Below are 16,114 nucleotides of genomic sequence, written 5' to 3' on the forward strand. Positions count from 1 at the left end.
GGCCAATCGAAATTGGGCTACACTATCCCGCATGACCAACACAGAACTCGTCCTGCCTGCAGATCTACTCCCCTCCGACGGCCGTTTTGGATGCGGACCGTCCAAGGTTCGCCCCGCCCAAATTGAGGCAATTTCCAATGCCGCGGAGACCATTATCGGCACTTCTCACCGCCAGCCCGCCGTTAAAAATGTGGTCGGTTCCATCCGCGAGGGCTTGAGCAATTTCTACTCTTTGCCTGACGGTTACGAGATCATTTTATCCCTCGGTGGCGCCACTGCTTTTTGGGACGCAGCAACATTTGGTCTAATCGAGAAGAAGTCCGCCCACCTGACTTATGGCGAGTTCTCTTCAAAGTTTGCCAAGGCAAGTTCCAAAGCCCCATGGCTCGATGAGCCCATCATTAACGATTACCTGGCTGGCACCGCCCCAGATCCTCGTGAGGCCAACTCTGAAGGCGCCGACGTTTTCGCTTGGGCTCACAACGAGACTTCTACCGGCGCCATGGTCAACGTCGTGCGCCCCAATCCGGACAACGCCGATCAGCTGGTCGTCATCGACGCCACCTCCGGTGCAGGCGGCCTGCCAGTGAACATGGCCGATGCTGACGTCTACTACTTCTCCCCTCAGAAATGCTTCGCTTCGGACGGCGGCATCTGGCTCGCTGCAGTCTCCCCTGTCGCACTGGAGCGTATCGAGAAGATCAACGCCTCCGATCGTTTCATCCCGGCCTTCCTCAACCTGCAGACCGCCGTGGATAACTCCCGCAAGAACCAGACCTACAACACCCCGGCAGTCTCTACCTTGCTGATGCTGGAGAACCAGGTTCAGTGGATGAACGAGCAGGGCGGCTTGGACGCGATGGTTGCCCGCACCACGCAATCCTCGAGCATCCTCTACAACTGGGCCGAAGGCCGCAGCGAAGCAACCCCATTCGTTGCTGATCCTGCAGGTCGCTCGCTGGTAGTTGGCACCATCGACTTCGATGATTCGGTCGATGCAGCAGCCGTGGCAAAGACGCTGCGTGCGAATGGAATCTTGGACGTTGAACCGTACCGCAAGTTGGGCCGCAACCAGCTGCGCATCGGAATGTTCCCGGCGATCGACCCGGCGGACGTCGCCAAGCTCACTCAGGCCATCGACTACGTGCTGGACAACCGCTAAATACAGCCTGCACTAGAGCCAACATGCCCCGCGTTCCTCCCCGAGCACGGGGCATTTCTGGGTTAAAGTGGATTCCATCACACGTACTCTTTGGGGTACGCCTGACTGCCTTAATAACAATGCATTGGCCATTGATGTCCGTCCCACAAACCGCTAAGGCTTATGCTTCGGCTTCAATCTAATAACTGTTATGAGGTATCGATCGAATCCGTCGACAAGCAAAAGGAGCGCCCTCAATGCGCGAGCTCTTCCTCGCAAAAAGCGACTCAACCACTACTTCTTTGGTCATGCAGACTGAGGAAGGCGAAGAGTTCTTCCTCGCAGTAACGGATGACCTCCGCGAGATTCTGCACGCTCCACAGCCCGAAGAAGATTCCTGGGGCAGCATTTCCAGCCTTCCTTCCTCCTCTTCCGTAGCCGCAGAGTCGCATCCCGACGACACCGCGGATACCGCTGAGACCGAGTCCGCGGATTCTGCTGATGCAGACTCCACTGCAGGAAGCGCAGCTGGTTCTTCCGATTCCCAGCCCGCTGTTGACATGGGTCGCCCGTCGCTTTCCGCGGCTTCGTCGCACACTTCTGGCGGCTCCTCTCGCGACCACAACGAGTCGCGTCCGCACGCAATTAGCCTGCGCCCCGCAGAGATTCAGACCCGTATCCGCGCTGGTGCCTCCGCAGCCGAGATCGCTGAGGAAATCGGTGCTCCGGAATCCCGCATCGAGCCTTTTGCACACCCTGTCCTATTGGAGCGCGCACGCATCGCCGAGATTGCCAAGCAGGCTCACCCAGTACGCGAAGATGGCCCAGCCAAGCTCACTTTGTGGGAGATTCTGGCCACCGCCTTCGCAGCCCGCGGCCACTCACTTTCTGAAGCTACTTGGGATGCCTACCGCCACCAGGGCGAACCCTGGGTAGTTCGCATCACCTGGAAAGCTGGCTTGTCTGAGAACGAGGCAGAGTGGACCTTCAAGCAGACTATGTCTTCCCCTGCCACAGTTGAGGCACGCAACTCTGTCGCCGCAGATCTCACCGACCCGGACTTCGTGCAGCCGGTTCGCTCCTTGACGTCCGTGGGACGCGGCGAGCGCTACGACAAGGCGATCGACGGCGACACCCCAATCGGAGTCACCAACATCACCAACATCACCGACTTCACCGCGCCGACCGTAGTCTCCACCGCATCTACACCTGACCTAGATTCAGCAGCCGACGCAGACGAAGACACAGCTTCCGAGATCACGCGCGACGACATCCCGGCAGTACCGGATAGCAACAAGGACGCTGGCACCACCGCTGGTTCCGATGCCGATACCAACGCTTCCCATAGCACCGCAAAGTCCGACGATGCCGATGCCGCTGACGAGGATTTCCTACAGAACCCATCAGCCGAGCCCAAGCCAAAGAGCCGTCGCCGCCGCGCTGTGACGCCGCGTTGGGAGGACGTCCTGCTGGGAGTGCGTTCCAACGCCAAGCGCCCGCGCGAGTAAGCCGCACGGGAATCGAGTGCTTAAACCTCATCGTTAGAAGTTAAGCGAGTAGTTTGTCGTGAACCATAAACCTGTTCTCACTCTCTGGTACGTCACCGCGGAAGACCCTGCCGCAATCTTGCGCACCGAACCCAAAGCTGACCGCGGCTTTGGGCGAAAGTTTTTGGCACAGCTCAACCCCAAGCTGCCCGTGACCCCCATCGGCCAGTTCCCGCTAAACCGCTCTGCCCAAGCTGGCGATAGCGAGTATTACATCGGCGGATACCCTGGCGTGACTGTGGTGCAGACCGTAATCGAAGAGGACCAGCTGGTGCTCTCCCAGCTTCCGGACAGCCTCCTCAACGCGGTACCTGCCCTGGAAATCTATGCCTTCGCTACTCAAGAAGGCACCGGCTACGCCGGCTTCGCCCACTGGACCGCCGGCAGCCTAAAGCGCTGCCTGTGCGGCACTCGCTTCAACGTCATGGAAGATACGGGCCTACCCGAGCCTTTCGAGGCGCCGTACTGGGCTGGCGAGAAATACGAGCCCGTGGGCGGCATCTCCTTGCCATTTGAGCCACGCGGCATCATGGAGGCAGCGCAATCTTATTGGCTCGGCATCGACGTCAACACCGATGGCCCTGACCTGGACGTGGTGGGCTATGCCACCGACGGGCGCCCAGAACCCAAAGTAGCCAAGCCGCAACACAAGCGCAGCCTTGGCGACCTAGCATCGGCTTCCGTGTCGAAGCTTGGGTTCAATGACTACGACGATTACGAAGACCACGACCTCGAGCCGGAATCCACCGGCGAGGAGATCCTCAAGACTGCCAAGCGTTTGGGTCGCCTCGTGAGCGACTACGTCCGTCAGACCTCGAAGTCGATTCGGGACCGCTGGCGTTCGTAGAACGCAATGGCCGCAGAGGTGGCCACATTCAAAGAATCGGTTCCAGGGGCCATCGGTATGCGGGCACGCACATCGGTGGCCTTCATTGCATGTTCGGTAAGGCCCGGGCCCTCCGCACCGACCAGGAGAGCCACCTTCTCAGCGCCGTGCAGCGCCTGCGCCAGGTGCACCGCCTCCGGGTGAGGGGTCAGCGAAACAAGGCGAAAATTGGCGTCTCGAAGCACCTGCAAGGATCGCTGCCACGTGGTGTAACCGCCATCCAGGTGAGCGAAGGGGAGACGCAGAACATGCCCCATGGACACGCGCACGGAACGGCGGTATAGCGGGTCCGCAGCGCCCGATCCTAAGAGCACGGCGTCGACGTCCATTCCCGCCGCATTGCGGAAAATGGCACCGATATTCTCGTGGTCTCCCACCCCTTCGAGCACCACCACTGTCTTCGCAGTGCGCAGGATTTCCTCCAGAGTCGGCTCCGCCGCGCGGTCAGCTGCCGCTACCAAGCCACGGTGCATGTCAAAGCCCGCCACCTGCGCGAGCGTCTCCCTAGTCACCTCGTACATAGGGCAGCCTGGATCGCCGTACTCCTCGACGTAAGCGTCGAGCTTGGAACCAAACCCTACGATGCAGCGCAGAGGGAAACGAGACTCCGCGAGACGGGAGACCACGAGGTGACCCTCGGCAATGACTAGACCCTCGCCTGACTTGTCCGACTTATTTAAGTCGCGGACGTCGTCAAGACGAGGGTCTAAAGGGCCAGAAATTACTTCACGCATGCACGCTAGCTTAGCGCGTTAGTAATTGGAGTCATTCCGAAGTAGACAACAAAGAGCGCGGCAATCAGCCACATAATCCAGTGCACCTGCTTTGCCTTACCGGCAAAAGCGGACATCAAAGCGAAGGCGATGAAGCCTACACCGATGCCGTTAGCGATGGAGTAGGTAAACGGCATGACCACGATGGTCAGGAATGCCGGGATGGCGACCTCCATCTTGGTCCACTCGATGTCTTTGAGCTGGCTGGCCATCATCACACCGACGATAACCAGAACCGGGGCGGCAGCCTCGATTGGGACGATCTCGTAGAGCGGGGTCAGGAACATGGCAAGCAAGAAGATGACGCCCGTGGTGATGTTGGCAAGACCGGTCTTGGCACCATCACCGATGCCCGCCGCGGAGTCGGCAAAGACTGTGTTCGAGGAAACCGAACCCAAACCACCGGCAACTGCACCGGCACCCTCCACGACCAGCGCGGTGCGCATGTCCGGAAGATTATCGTTCTCATCGACCAAACCAGCCTGCTTGCCCAGACCGTTCATGGTGCCCATGGCGTCGAAGAAGTTGGTCAGCAACAGGGTAAAGATAAGCAGCACAGTCGCCACAACGCCCAGCTTGGTAAAGGCACCCACCAGGCTGACTTCTCCAACAATGGATAGGTCTGGTGCGCCGCCCAAGGAGCCGGGCATCTCAGGCGTTGCCATGCCCCAATCCTCAGAACCAAAAATAGCCTGCAGAATCATGGCGATGATGGTGGTGATCACGATGCCCAAGAACAGTCCTCCGCGGACCTTGCGGATAACCATGAAGGCACAGATGATAAGACCTACTACGAAGACAAATGCAGGCCAGGTAGCAATCGAGCCGTTAATGCCCAAGCCCACCGGAACGGTGGTGTGCGCTGCGTCAGGAACACGGGTGACAAAGCCACCGTCCACAAAGCCGATGATGGCGATGAACATGCCGATACCCACGCCCATGGCAGCCTTCATCGAAGCCGGGATGGCATCGAAGACAGCCTGGCGGAAGCCGGAGATGGCCAGCAAGACGATGATGATACCCTCGATGACCACGAGGCCCATGGCTTCTTTCCACTCCAGGCCCTTGGTAGAGACCATGGTGACGGCCACGAAGGTGTTCATGCCCAAGCCCGCAGCCATGCCGAACGGGTAGCGAGCGATGGCACCAAAAGCGATGGTCATGATACCCGCGATCAGCGCGGTAGCTGCGGCCACCTGTGGGACGCCGAGCGTGTGTCCGGCGGAGTCCGGTGCGGTGCCCAGAATCAGCGGGTTGAGGAGGATGATGTAGGCCATCGCGAAGAAGGAGACCACGCCAGCGCGGATCTCAGTCCCCACGGTGGAACCGCGTTCAGAGATTTTGAAATATCGATCGAGAGCTGCGTTCATCGCTTAAGAGAGCCCCTTTACCTAGTGCCAGGAGGATTAAATTTTACTGGCCTAGTCTTACCTTTAGAGCTAAAGAAAGCAAACCATGAATGCGCTAGTAAATAGGTCTTTCGTCATCGAAAGCAATTTCCGTGATGGATCCCTCTTCCCGAACTTTCGTTTCTGAGTGCGCACCACATCCATAGGTGGCGTGCACCACACGACCATCGGCAGAGTATTCATTGGCACACACGCCAAAATTCGGCATCAATTCGAGATAAAACGCGCACGTTTTACACTGCAGCGGAGCCTGCGAAGCCATATCCGTATTAGGGCCAAAGGCTCCGGTGCGCCACCTATTCTTAGCGCGCTCCAGGCCCGTAGCGGAGAGCTTTCCATCAGCTAGGCGGTCGTCGTCAAGCGCGGGCGGCATGAGGTCACCCGGCCCTAGGTCGCCTGGCCGCACGCGGTCGGTGTAAGGAACCCATTCCGGCGCCTGCAGGGCCTGTTGTCCAGGCACCAGCGCAACCTCATTGACCGTGACAAATCGAGATCCCTCTGCACACGCCACGACGGCCTGCCACTCCCACCCTGGGTAGCCGGGCATGTCAGCCTCGAAGCGGTGGGTAGCAACGTTGCGGCCGACTCCGGCGACGCCACGGTGCTTTCCGACGCCGCCCTCGCCTACCTCGTCCACGGCTGCGCGGGCGATGCGTACTGCCATATCGGTGAGAAGAGGGTTCGTTGGCTGATTTTGCTTAGTCACGCACTACATTATCCACGACATCAGGCACAATAACGTGCATGGGTTCTTTCATTACGTCTTTTCCATCCCGCATTACGGCCCTCACAGCAGCGCTCGGCACCGTGGGGGCTCTGGCCGCTTGCTCAAACGATGCACCCGCAAACCCCGATGAAGCAACCAGCGCCTCCCCTGCCTCCAGTGAAAAAGGTGAGGAGGCTGGTGAGGCCGTAGAGCACCTCAAGGTCTCCGTGAAAGAACACACCAAGATGATCCCGAACACGTTTACCCAAGGACTCGAAGTCGACCCAGACGGCAACCTCTTGGTGGGCACTGGACTATACGGCCAGTCCCGATTGATGCGTGTGAAACCCGGCGCGGAAGAAGCCACACAAGAGGTTTCGCTGCCCGCCGAATACTTTGGTGAAGGCATCGCGCAGACTTCCGATGCCATCTGGCAATTGACCTGGAAGGCTGGCCAGGCGGTCAAGCGCGACCCGGTAACTCTCGAGGAGGTCGGCCGCGCGACCTACGAAGGTGAGGGCTGGGGACTATGTGCTTTGGGCGCAGACAAGACGCAGCTCATCATGTCCGATGGCTCCTCGCAGCTGCGCCACCTCGATCCGGAGACCTTCGAGGAAGTAGCACCACGCACCGACGTGACGCTGGAAGGCCAGCCGGTGGAGAAGATCAACGAGCTGGAATGCGTGGACGGCAATGTCTACGCCAACGTCTGGATGAGCGAGGATATTCTGCGCATCGACCCACAGTCTGGCGCGGTTACGGCAGTGATTGATGCCTCCGGGCTCAACGAAAATGGCCCCACATCCATCAATGATGTGCTCAACGGAATCGCCCATATACCTGGGACGAATGAGTACTGGATCACCGGCAAGCGGTGGGTTGATCTGTATCGCGTGACGTTCGAGTAGGATTTTTTGCCATGGCAACCCGTAAGGAAGCAAGGAAGAAGTCACTGCTGCAGCTGTTGGCGCTCATCATCGCGGTGGCAGTAATTGTGGTGTCCGTAGTTCTGTTCCAGAACTGGTGGAACAGCCGCCCCGGCCCGGATCCCAAGGACGTGAAGATTAAGGCCAGCGTGGGCGATCAATCCCTCGAGGTGGCGCCGTACATGGTCTGCGAGATTGGCACGGACTGCCCGGAGGGCGAGACCCCTAACCTCACCGTCGGTGAAAACGACACCCTTCACCTGGAGATCCCCGAAGCGGTCTCAGCAAACGAGTGGCGCATTCTGACAATTTATGATGATCCTGCCGCGAACGATGAGACCATCCACGGCGCTAATGAGACGAGCACTGTCGACGTCATGGGTTCCGTCGACCCAATTGCCGCTTCCAAGGGCAAACGCCCACGCCTGATGGTCGTTGAAATCTCTGCACTGATGCTGGGCACCGACGCCAAGGGCGAAGAAGCACCGTTTAGCACGGTGTGGTCCCTGTCCACGATGTCCGAGGAAGACCTCGCGGAAGCCACCAAGACCGCTGCTCCTGCAAGCGAATCCACCGCTCCCACAAGCAAGCCCACTGCTGCCAAAAAGTAGCGCCACATAACGCCCCAGCGCACAAAAAAGTGCGGGCCCTTCCTACCCTCAACTATCTCGTCGAGGGGTTTAAGGGAGGGCCCGCACTCTTTGTTGCTGACGTCCTTAGTGTTCCTTATACGCTTAGCTATCGAGGTCCTTGGCAATAGCACGCAGGATCTCTGCGACCTGGCGGCCGGTCTTGCGCTCCGGGTAACGGCCCTGAGCCAGCACTGGCTGGACCTGGGTCTCCAGGAGAGTCATAACATCAGAGAGCATGCTGGATAGTTCTTCTGGCTTGCGGGAAGGAGTACGGCGACGCGGGGAATCCAGAACCTTGACGCGCAAGGCTTGGGGGCCGCGACGGCCGGCTGCGAAGTCGAACTCGATGCGCTGGCCCTGGACCAGTTCATCGACGCCTTCGGGCAGTACGTTACGACCGACGTAGACGTCCTCATCGCCAGGGTTGCTCACAAAGCCGAAGCCCTTGTCAGCATCAAACCACTTAACTTTGCCGATTGGCACGTGCCCTACTCGCTTTCTTTCTCGGGGGCAATAAAGAGATATATATTAACCCTTTCGACACAACTTTTGAAGTTGCTGCCACATAAACAACACACGTTACACGGGTGATCTAATTCACATTTTCGCCGCGACCTGCGAAAATAGAGCGATATTTCTGCACCTGCCCGCCATTCCGGGCTGATTACGTGACTATTTCGTTATAAACCGTTACTGTTTGACGCAGGCACTTGGTCGCCAGCGAGGAAGTCTCGCCCCACACACAGTCCGGGCTTACTCGCGGCGGCCGATATTTGTGCACAACGCTTTCAAAAACATTTTATTTGCCGGACTGGGCACAACGTGGGCGCGAGAAATCTAGAGAAGAGGAATACTTTCATGGGACGCCACTCCGCTAAGAACAACTCGTTCGCTACCAAGTTCGCAGCTTCCACCGTCGCTTTCGGTGCAGCTGCCGCCATCATGGCACCGACCGCATCCGCAGCGCCGGATTCTGACTGGGACCGCCTCGCAGGTTGCGAGTCCGGCGGTAACTGGGCAATCAACACCGGCAACGGCTACTACGGCGGCCTGCAGTTCTCCGGCCAGACCTGGTCCGCATTCGGTGGCGGCCAGTACGCACCGACCGCAAACCAGGCAACCCGCGAGCAGCAGATCGCAATTGCAGAGAAGGTCCTCGCATCCCAGGGTTGGGGCGCATGGCCAGCTTGCTCCGCTTCCCTCGGCCTGAACTCCGCTGCTACCCCGCGTAACCTAGACGCAGCTCCTGCTGCTCCGGCAGCCGCACCGGCTGCAGTAAAGCAGGCTGCAGCACAGCCATCCGACGAGCTCGCTGTTGATGCTCTCTACGCATTTGTTGAGGACACCGCCGCTAAGTACGGACTGTCCATCCCGGTTGAGTTCGCTAACCAGTACAAGGCAAACCGCCACGACTTCAACGCGTTCTACTCCGCAAACCGCAACTTTATTGACCCGATTGCCCAGCTGGTCGGCAACCTCTAAGGAGTAACACGAAGCGCCAACACACCGCGTTTCATACAAAGACTCCCTGCCAGTCCTCGTCATTCGAGGTGGCAGGGAGTCTTTTGCGTTTTAGCCTTGTTAGGCACGCGGCTAGTGCTTTGTTTAGCGGTTGATGCGGGTGTATGGGTGCACGTAGTTGAGCTTCTCCGCCGGCATCGGCAGGACAAGATCGTCACCGTATGGGCTGGATGCACCAGCGAACGGCGCGTAGATTTCAGTGATTGCGTGCTCGCGATTTTCGTTCTTCGGCCAAGCCGGGGACACGAAGCCATTCTTCTGATTCGACATAGCCCTTATTATTCCAAACCCCGGCGCAAAAAGTAACTCAATTACCCACTAAACTTGTGTGCCACCATGACCCCTCCTCAGCAGCATCCATCAGCAGCGCTCAATTTCCGCACCTGGCTGGCAGATCTTGACCAAACACAGCTCGCCACGTTGCTCGCCCACCGCAGCGATGTTCTGCATCCACTACCCCCGACTATTGCCCCGTTGGCCACGCGTTTGACTCTGCGCACCTCCCTCGCGCTCGCGTTATCGCACTGCGACGCTGCGCTGCTGGCAGCCGCTGAGGACATCGCCGAGCGCGGCGGTGAGCTCGAGGAAGTCGCTGTCACCAAGCCCGCAGCTACGTCCCAGCTGCTCGAGCGGGGTCTTGCCTTCACAACCAGTGCAGACGCCACCAATCCAGATACTGTGGGCCTTGCACCAGGTCTCATGCAGGCCCTTCCCACTGAATGGTCCCTGCTGCACCAAAGCACCACTGCACCCGAGGAAATTGCTGCGCTTCCTGAGGACGAGGCACGCATCCTCCAAACGCTTGTCACTTCCGGCGGAGTGGGCACTACTCGCGACGCCGCTCCTGACGCCGACCCCGCGCGGCCCATCCCGCGCCTGCTCGCCAAAGGAATCCTCACGCGTGTGGACTCCCGTACGGTGCGTCTTCCCCGCGCCGCACGCCGTGCCCTCGAGGGCCGCACCCCCGAACTCATTCCGCTGGAACCCAGCGGCCGAGCCGGCACGCCAAATCCGAATTCTAAGACTAACGACGCCGGTACCGCAGCAGGACTCCAAGTTGTTCGCGAACTAGAGCAGCTTATCGATGCCCTCGGCGCGCACCCCATCGAACTCCTCAAGGACAAAACCGTCGGTGTGCGTCCCCAAGCACACCTGGCCAAGGAGTTGTCCATCACCGAGACCGAGTTACGCCGCTTGGTCTGCCTCGGCTTTGCGGCGCGACTGCTGAGCCGCGGTGAGCCCAAAGGTTTGGAAGGAAACTTCCTCGCGCCAACCCAAGGCGCCCAAGAGTGGCTGGATGCCATGCTTGCGGACAAGTGGAGCGTGCTTATCGACGCCTGGCAGCACTCCACCTGGCAGCCCTGGGAGGAAGGCCGACTGCTCGATCCCGAGTCCTCAAAAGACCGCCTCCCCCGCCATCGCGCAACCGTCATGGATATCTACGCGCACTCCGCCACGCCTCTAAGCAAAGAGGAATTCTGGGAGGATCTGCGTTTCCGCTTCCCGTTGTTTGCCACCCACACCAAGTCCGTCACCATCGACGCCTTGGTCGACGAAGCCGAATGGCTCGGCCTCATCGCGCTCGGACAAGCCACCCAAGCGCTGTTAGACCCAGCAGCCACCCATTCGCTCACGCCTGACACCGTGGATTACTTCATCATCCAAGGCGACCTCACGGTCTTGGTCCCCGGACCGCTCGAGGCCGCCTCCCATCACCGGCTAAGTGATCTAGCGGACCTCGAATCACCGGGGCTGGCCAGCCTGTACCGCATCACGGAGTCAACTCTTCGTCGCGGCCTCGACGTCGGCATGACGGCGGAGGACATCACTGCCTTCTTCGCCGCCCACTCGGAGGTGCCACAAGCCCTCGAGTTCCTCATCAATGATGTCTCCCGCCGACACGGCACGCTGCGCTCCGGCCCCGCACTGGCGTATCTACGCAGCGAGGATCCTGCTTTGCTAGAGATGGCAGTGCGCGTCGTCCCCGAGCTGCGCCTAATCGCTCCCACGGTCGCCATCTCTCAGCTGCGCGTAGGACCTTTGCTAGAAAAGCTACGCGAGCATGGCATGGCGCCTGCCGCCGAGGACGAGAACGGGGCGTCGCTCAGCGTGGCCCTCGAGCCCTACGCCCTGCCCACGCCTGCAGCTCGCAAAGCCGCGAAGCCAAGCGCCGATCCTGTTTCCGTCGCCGCGGCGCTTCTCGCAAGTGGTGAGACAGCACCCGCAGCCGCGGATGAGACCAGCCTGGACATCCTGCATGCCGCGGCCCGTAGCGGCCGCCGGGTCACCATCGTCTATGCGGATAAGAACGGCAACCCAAAGAACAGAACAGTCAAACCTTTGTCCGTGGCAGGCGGCCAGGTGGACGCGGCAGGTTCCGATGGTTCAATGATTCGTTTCCCGCTACACCGCATCACCTCAGTGCACCTTGTCTAAGTTCCCTTCCAAAGTCAGCAAAATATTTTCGAGTCTTAAGTCAAAAAGTAAGGATCCCGTATGCCAGGCCCACTCATCGTGCAGTCAGATAAGACCGTGCTTCTCGAGGTCGATCACGCGGACGCCGCGGCCGCTCGCATCGCGCTCGCTCCCTTCGCGGAGCTCGAGCGCGCGCCTGAGCACGTGCACACCTACCGCATCACTCCCCTGGCTCTCTGGAACGCCCGCGCGGCCGGCCACGATGCCGAGCAGGTTGTCGACGTCCTCGAGCGTTACTCCCGGTTCCCGGTGCCGCAGGCGCTGCTTATTGACGTCGCGGAGACCATGTCACGCTACGGCCGCGTGCGTCTCCACGCCCACCCGGCCCACGGCCTCATCCTGGAATCCGAAGAAGTCCCCATCCTCGAGGAGCTCTCCCGCCACAAGAAGGTCAGCGCACTACTCGGCGCCCGCATCGACGATCACACTTTTGCCGTACCGCCCTCCGAGCGCGGACGCCTGAAACAAGAACTGCTCAAGGCCAATTGGCCGGTCGAAGATCTCGCGGGCTACGTCGATGGCGAGTCGCACCCGGTCTCCCTCGTGGAGGAAGGCTGGGCGTTGCGCGACTACCAGTCCTACGCCGCAGATTCTTTCTGGTCCGGCGGTTCCGGCGTCGTCGTCCTACCCTGTGGCGCAGGCAAGACCATCGTGGGCGCGGCCGCCATGGCCAAGACCCAGGCCACCACGCTCATCCTCGTGACCAACACCGTGGCCGGCCGCCAGTGGCGTGACGAGCTGTTGCGGCGAACCTCGCTCACCGAGTCCGAGATCGGCGAGTACTCCGGCGAGAAGAAAGAGATCAAGCCGATTACTATCGCCACCTACCAGGTGGTCACCCGCAAGACCAAGGGCGAATACCGCGCCTTGGAGCTCTTCGACTCCCGCGACTGGGGGCTCATCATCTACGACGAAGTCCACCTGCTGCCTGCCCCGGTGTTCCGTATGACCTCGGACCTCCAGTCCCGCCGTCGCCTCGGGCTCACGGCCACGCTTATCCGCGAGGACGGCATGGAAGGAGACGTCTTCTCGCTCATCGGGCCCAAGCGTTACGACGCCCCTTGGAAGGAGCTGGAGGCAGCCGGCTACATCGCCACCGCAGACTGCATTGAGGTCCGCGTAGACATGGACCCCGAAGAGCGGATGCTCTACGCCACGGCGCAGCCGCGCGAGCGCTACAGAATCGCGGCGTCGTCAAGCACAAAGCACCGGGCGGTAGACAAGATCCTGGCCCAGCACGCGGGCCAGCAAGCCCTCATCATCGGTGGCTACGTGGATCAGCTCGAGGAGCTGGGCAAGCATCTCAACGCCCCTGTGATTGATGGCAAGACCTCGAACGCCAAGCGCGAGAAACTCTTCCAGCAATTCCGCGAAGGCGCGCTGCAGATCCTCGTGGTATCCAAGGTGGCTAACTTCTCCATCGATCTGCCAGAGGCCGCCCTTGCCATTCAGGTCTCGGGTACCTTTGGCTCCCGACAGGAAGAGGCCCAGCGCCTCGGACGCCTACTACGCCCCAAGGCTGACGGCAAGGAAGCAACGTTCTATACCCTCGTGACCCGCGATTCCATCGATGCGGAATATGCGCTGCACCGTCAACGATTTTTGGCGGAGCAAGGTTACGCATATCGCCTCGTTGACGAAGTAGACTTGTGATTCTTATGAAGATTTTTAGATTCGAGGTCGATGAGACCTACGCCAAGAAGAACAACGAACTCCTCCGCGATTCTTCGCGCCTGCGCAACTCGGGCCTCATCATGGGCCTGCTGCTCATCGTCGGCGCCGTAGCGGTCTACCTCGGTGTCGCGGCCGCCTGGGGCTTTACCGTGGCTTTGGGCCTTGCGCTGTTTGGAATCCTCGTCGCTGTCGTGGGCGTTGCTGCCGCTAGCAAGGTAGGAAGCGCCCAAAAGCTTTATGATTCCTATCCTTTAGCACCGGCTGTGGTGGCTGAGGTTAACGAGCGCGACATGGTGCTCATGGCCCTGGTGAACACCAACGTCGATCCAAAGCTGCCGCCGCGCTGGGGGGCATGCCTGCGCACCGTGACATCGGTGCCGGGTGTCAAGCGCACGGTAGGCACCAAGATTCCAGTCGCCGCCGTCTCTGGTCAGCGCACCAGCAGCGACAAGGACCACTGGCAGCAGATCACCCCAATGCCTATTGCGTGGGGTACTCCTGATGCTGAGGTAGTTACCATGGCACGCAAGTCCATCCCGGAAGACCAGTGGCAACGCCTTGACCGCGCTCGCAAGCGCCTCAACGACGTAAAGGCCACCCGTTACGACCTCTTGGTGCTGTAATGACTGTTCAACGTCTTCAACAGTTCGGCGAGACTATCTTCGCCACCATGACGCAGCTCGCTGTGGACAATGATGCCGTCAACTTGGGTCAAGGCTTCCCTGACTCCGACGGGCCGGCACGCATGCTGGAGATCGCGCAAGAACAGATTGCCTCGGGCAACAATCAGTACGCACCGTTGCGGGGACGCCCTGAGCTTATCGACGCCTTGGCATACCACTACAGCGTTGCACGCAAAGCCATCGCGGTCACCGCGGGCGCAACGGAAGCCATCACGGCGACCGTGCTGGGACTCGTTGAGCCAGGCCAAGAGGTCATTGTGCTGGAGCCTTACTACGACGCATATGCCGCCGCCATTGCGCTTGCCGACGCCACCCGTGTCCCCGTCCCGCTCAAGCCTTCCGGAGGAAGCTGGGACCTCGACGTCGATGCTGTGCGCGCCGCTGTGACGGATAAGACCGCGATGGTGATCGTCAATTCTCCGCATAACCCCACCGGTTCAGTATTTAGCCGCGCAGCACTAGAAGGCCTGCGCGATATCTGCGTGGAGCATGACCTGCTCGTGCTTTCCGACGAGGTCTACGAGGACCTCACCTTCGATGATGCCGAGCACGTTGAGGTACTACGTATTCCCGGTATGGAGACCCGTACCGTGAAGGTTGGTTCTGCTGCCAAATCCTATAATGCGACTGGGTGGAAGACCGGCTGGGCCATTGCCCACCCAGACCTCCTCGATGGCGTCATCAAGGCAAAGCAGTTCATGACCTTTGTATCCACCACTCCGTTCCAGCCGGCCGTGGCTCACGCATTGGTGGAAGAGCGCGAGTGGTTGAGCAATATGGTCGACGAGCTCTCCGAATGCCGCGGCATTCTTGCGCAAGGTTTAAAGGATGCGGGCTTTAAGCTCCACGCCACCCGCGGCACCTACTACTTGGTAGCTGATATCTCTCACACGGGGATGGACGGGATCGAGTTCTGCAAACAACTCCCGGTAACCAAGGGCATTGCGGCTATTCCGCTCGCGGCTTTCACGGACAACCCTGAGCCGTGGCGCTACAAGGTACGCTTCGCATTCTGCAAGCGCCCCGAAGTCATTCGTGAGGCAGTTAAGCGCCTGAACGCTTAATCTTCTCCAAGGCCTTGCCCTTCGCCAGCTCCTCAATCAAATTGTCGAGCTGGCGAATCTTTTGCATCAAAGGGTCCTCTACTTCTTGCACCTTAACACCGCACACGCTGCCGGTAATCAAGAAACGGTCGGGGTTAAGCGCTGGTGCTTCATCAAAGAACTCACGCACACTTCGCTCTCCCGCCGAGATAATACCCTCTGCATCGTAACCAGTAAGCCACGAAATAAGCTCATCTACTTCTTCCCTAGTACGGGACTTCCGCTCCGCCTTAGCGATGTAGGCATTATGAATCTCTTTCCACTCCATGCGGAAGATGCGTGGTTCCTTGGGTTGAGTCATAGGAACTACCGTACAGGCAAACAAGCAGAGAACAGGCACGAAGCGGTTCCAACCACATCGCCTACATGAACCACACCACCTACATGAACTACACGAACTACAGAGACCACACTGCCAAACGCTATAGGGGAAAACGAAGAGTAGCGCATGTGCTGTTCCGTTGTTTCGGATAGCTCAGGCGCTACTTTCTGTATTGAGTTGTTGTTTGTTGTTTTATGTCGGCGGTAACTTACTCTCCCACAACCTCCCGGTTGCAGTACCATCAGCGCGGGCAGGCTTAGCTTCCGGGTTCGGAATGGGTCCGGGCGTTTCCCTGTCGCTATTGACCACCGACAAA

General features: G+C 59.6%; 16 protein-coding genes and 1 rRNA gene. 10 read left to right on the forward strand and 7 right to left on the reverse strand.

The window, feature by feature from the left end:
• The first annotated feature begins 31 nt into the window (after nt 1–31).
• From serC to I6I72_RS03020, 3 genes are all read left to right on the forward strand, one after another.
• Nucleotides 32–1,162 carry a phosphoserine transaminase gene (serC, locus tag I6I72_RS03010; RefSeq protein WP_046645063.1) on the forward strand — a complete coding sequence of 377 codons (1,131 nt, stop codon included), beginning with the start codon at nt 32–34 and terminating at the stop codon, nt 1,160–1,162.
• Between the two features lie 236 nt (nt 1,163–1,398).
• The gene (gene sepH, locus I6I72_RS03015) at nt 1,399–2,649 is read left to right on the forward strand and encodes a septation protein SepH (protein WP_049147509.1); all 1,251 of its coding nucleotides are present in this window, start codon (nt 1,399–1,401) and stop codon (nt 2,647–2,649) included.
• A 58-nt stretch (nt 2,650–2,707) separates the two neighbouring features.
• Nucleotides 2,708–3,535 carry a DUF6928 family protein gene (locus tag I6I72_RS03020; RefSeq protein ID WP_005530269.1) on the forward strand — a complete coding sequence of 276 codons (828 nt, stop codon included), beginning with the start codon at nt 2,708–2,710 and terminating at the stop codon, nt 3,533–3,535.
• Here the strand turns inward: I6I72_RS03020 and I6I72_RS03025 are convergent.
• From I6I72_RS03025 to I6I72_RS03035, 3 genes are all read right to left on the reverse strand, one after another.
• The gene (locus I6I72_RS03025; RefSeq protein ID WP_049147507.1) at nt 3,496–4,308 is read right to left on the reverse strand and encodes a TrmH family RNA methyltransferase; all 813 of its coding nucleotides are present in this window, start codon (nt 4,306–4,308) and stop codon (nt 3,496–3,498) included. The two genes, I6I72_RS03020 and I6I72_RS03025, sit on opposite strands and share 40 nt — an antisense overlap.
• Before the next feature lie 5 nt (nt 4,309–4,313).
• Entirely contained in the window at nt 4,314–5,717 is a 1,404-nt protein-coding gene (locus I6I72_RS03030; RefSeq protein WP_049147505.1) for an NCS2 family permease, read from the reverse strand.
• A gap of 94 nt (nt 5,718–5,811) precedes the next feature.
• The gene (locus I6I72_RS03035) at nt 5,812–6,420 is read right to left on the reverse strand and encodes a DUF3027 domain-containing protein (RefSeq protein WP_049063626.1); all 609 of its coding nucleotides are present in this window, start codon (nt 6,418–6,420) and stop codon (nt 5,812–5,814) included.
• Nucleotides 6,421–6,500: 80 nt separating this feature from the next.
• Between I6I72_RS03035 and I6I72_RS03040 the strand changes: the two genes are divergently transcribed.
• Complete coding sequence (locus I6I72_RS03040) at nt 6,501–7,370, forward strand: glutaminyl-peptide cyclotransferase (protein WP_053085024.1); 870 nt, start codon at nt 6,501–6,503, stop codon at nt 7,368–7,370.
• Between the two features lie 11 nt (nt 7,371–7,381).
• Nucleotides 7,382–7,999: a DUF2771 domain-containing protein gene (locus I6I72_RS03045; protein ID WP_046645069.1), complete on the forward strand. Its 618-nt coding sequence runs from the start codon at nt 7,382–7,384 to the stop codon at nt 7,997–7,999.
• A gap of 123 nt (nt 8,000–8,122) precedes the next feature.
• Here I6I72_RS03045 and I6I72_RS03050 read toward each other — a convergent pair whose 3' ends face one another.
• Nucleotides 8,123–8,503 carry a cold-shock protein gene (locus tag I6I72_RS03050; protein ID WP_005530281.1) on the reverse strand — a complete coding sequence of 127 codons (381 nt, stop codon included), beginning with the start codon at nt 8,501–8,503 and terminating at the stop codon, nt 8,123–8,125.
• Between the two features lie 375 nt (nt 8,504–8,878).
• Here I6I72_RS03050 and I6I72_RS03055 point away from each other — a divergent pair, with 375 nt between their 5' ends.
• Nucleotides 8,879–9,502, forward strand: a complete 624-nt coding sequence (locus I6I72_RS03055; protein WP_005530283.1) for a resuscitation-promoting factor Rpf1 domain-containing protein — start codon at nt 8,879–8,881, stop codon at nt 9,500–9,502.
• A 123-nt stretch (nt 9,503–9,625) separates the two neighbouring features.
• Here I6I72_RS03055 and I6I72_RS03060 read toward each other — a convergent pair whose 3' ends face one another.
• Nucleotides 9,626–9,811 carry a hypothetical protein gene (locus tag I6I72_RS03060; RefSeq protein WP_005530285.1) on the reverse strand — a complete coding sequence of 62 codons (186 nt, stop codon included), beginning with the start codon at nt 9,809–9,811 and terminating at the stop codon, nt 9,626–9,628.
• Nucleotides 9,812–9,877: 66 nt separating this feature from the next.
• Between I6I72_RS03060 and I6I72_RS03065 the strand changes: the two genes are divergently transcribed.
• Genes I6I72_RS03065 through I6I72_RS03080 form a run of 4 tightly spaced genes read left to right on the forward strand, consistent with a single transcriptional unit; the run spans nt 9,878 to nt 15,437 of the window.
• Entirely contained in the window at nt 9,878–11,977 is a 2,100-nt protein-coding gene (locus I6I72_RS03065) for a helicase-associated domain-containing protein (protein ID WP_049152348.1), read from the forward strand.
• Between the two features lie 60 nt (nt 11,978–12,037).
• Nucleotides 12,038–13,669, forward strand: coding sequence for a DNA repair helicase XPB (locus I6I72_RS03070; protein ID WP_049152351.1), 1,632 nt, complete (start codon nt 12,038–12,040; stop codon nt 13,667–13,669).
• A 5-nt stretch (nt 13,670–13,674) separates the two neighbouring features.
• Nucleotides 13,675–14,313 (forward strand): DUF3239 domain-containing protein, encoded by a 639-nt coding sequence (locus I6I72_RS03075; protein ID WP_005530291.1) that lies wholly within the window; start codon nt 13,675–13,677, stop codon nt 14,311–14,313.
• Nucleotides 14,313–15,437 (forward strand): aminotransferase class I/II-fold pyridoxal phosphate-dependent enzyme, encoded by a 1,125-nt coding sequence (locus tag I6I72_RS03080; protein WP_201807452.1) that lies wholly within the window; start codon nt 14,313–14,315, stop codon nt 15,435–15,437. Before I6I72_RS03075 ends, I6I72_RS03080 begins: the two co-directional genes overlap by 1 nt.
• Here the strand turns inward: I6I72_RS03080 and I6I72_RS03085 are convergent.
• Both I6I72_RS03085 and rrf read right to left on the reverse strand, forming a co-directional pair.
• Nucleotides 15,418–15,777 (reverse strand): DUF2200 domain-containing protein, encoded by a 360-nt coding sequence (locus I6I72_RS03085; protein ID WP_201807455.1) that lies wholly within the window; start codon nt 15,775–15,777, stop codon nt 15,418–15,420. The two genes, I6I72_RS03080 and I6I72_RS03085, sit on opposite strands and share 20 nt — an antisense overlap.
• A 216-nt stretch (nt 15,778–15,993) precedes the next feature.
• Nucleotides 15,994–16,111 (reverse strand): 5S ribosomal RNA (rrf, locus tag I6I72_RS03090).
• Nucleotides 16,112–16,114 lie beyond the last annotated feature (3 nt).

Source organism: Corynebacterium striatum (genome assembly GCF_016728105.1).
Classification (GTDB): domain Bacteria; phylum Actinomycetota; class Actinomycetes; order Mycobacteriales; family Mycobacteriaceae; genus Corynebacterium; species Corynebacterium striatum.

Coding starts and splice junctions, on each gene's coding strand:
- I6I72_RS03030 (WP_049147505.1), bottom strand. CDS start 5,717: ATGAACGCAGCTCTCGATCGATATTTCAAAATCTCTGAACGCGGTTCC.
- I6I72_RS03055 (WP_005530283.1), top strand. CDS start 8,879: ATGGGACGCCACTCCGCTAAGAACAACTCGTTCGCTACCAAGTTCGCA.
- I6I72_RS03060 (WP_005530285.1), bottom strand. CDS start 9,811: ATGTCGAATCAGAAGAATGGCTTCGTGTCCCCGGCTTGGCCGAAGAAC.
- serC (WP_046645063.1), top strand. CDS start 32: ATGACCAACACAGAACTCGTCCTGCCTGCAGATCTACTCCCCTCCGAC.
- I6I72_RS03065 (WP_049152348.1), top strand. CDS start 9,878: ATGACCCCTCCTCAGCAGCATCCATCAGCAGCGCTCAATTTCCGCACC.
- I6I72_RS03035 (WP_049063626.1), bottom strand. CDS start 6,420: ATGGCAGTACGCATCGCCCGCGCAGCCGTGGACGAGGTAGGCGAGGGC.
- I6I72_RS03045 (WP_046645069.1), top strand. CDS start 7,382: ATGGCAACCCGTAAGGAAGCAAGGAAGAAGTCACTGCTGCAGCTGTTG.
- I6I72_RS03040 (WP_053085024.1), top strand. CDS start 6,501: ATGGGTTCTTTCATTACGTCTTTTCCATCCCGCATTACGGCCCTCACA.
- I6I72_RS03070 (WP_049152351.1), top strand. CDS start 12,038: ATGCCAGGCCCACTCATCGTGCAGTCAGATAAGACCGTGCTTCTCGAG.
- I6I72_RS03085 (WP_201807455.1), bottom strand. CDS start 15,777: ATGACTCAACCCAAGGAACCACGCATCTTCCGCATGGAGTGGAAAGAG.
- sepH (WP_049147509.1), top strand. CDS start 1,399: ATGCGCGAGCTCTTCCTCGCAAAAAGCGACTCAACCACTACTTCTTTG.
- I6I72_RS03075 (WP_005530291.1), top strand. CDS start 13,675: ATGAAGATTTTTAGATTCGAGGTCGATGAGACCTACGCCAAGAAGAAC.
- I6I72_RS03025 (WP_049147507.1), bottom strand. CDS start 4,308: ATGCGTGAAGTAATTTCTGGCCCTTTAGACCCTCGTCTTGACGACGTC.
- I6I72_RS03080 (WP_201807452.1), top strand. CDS start 14,313: ATGACTGTTCAACGTCTTCAACAGTTCGGCGAGACTATCTTCGCCACC.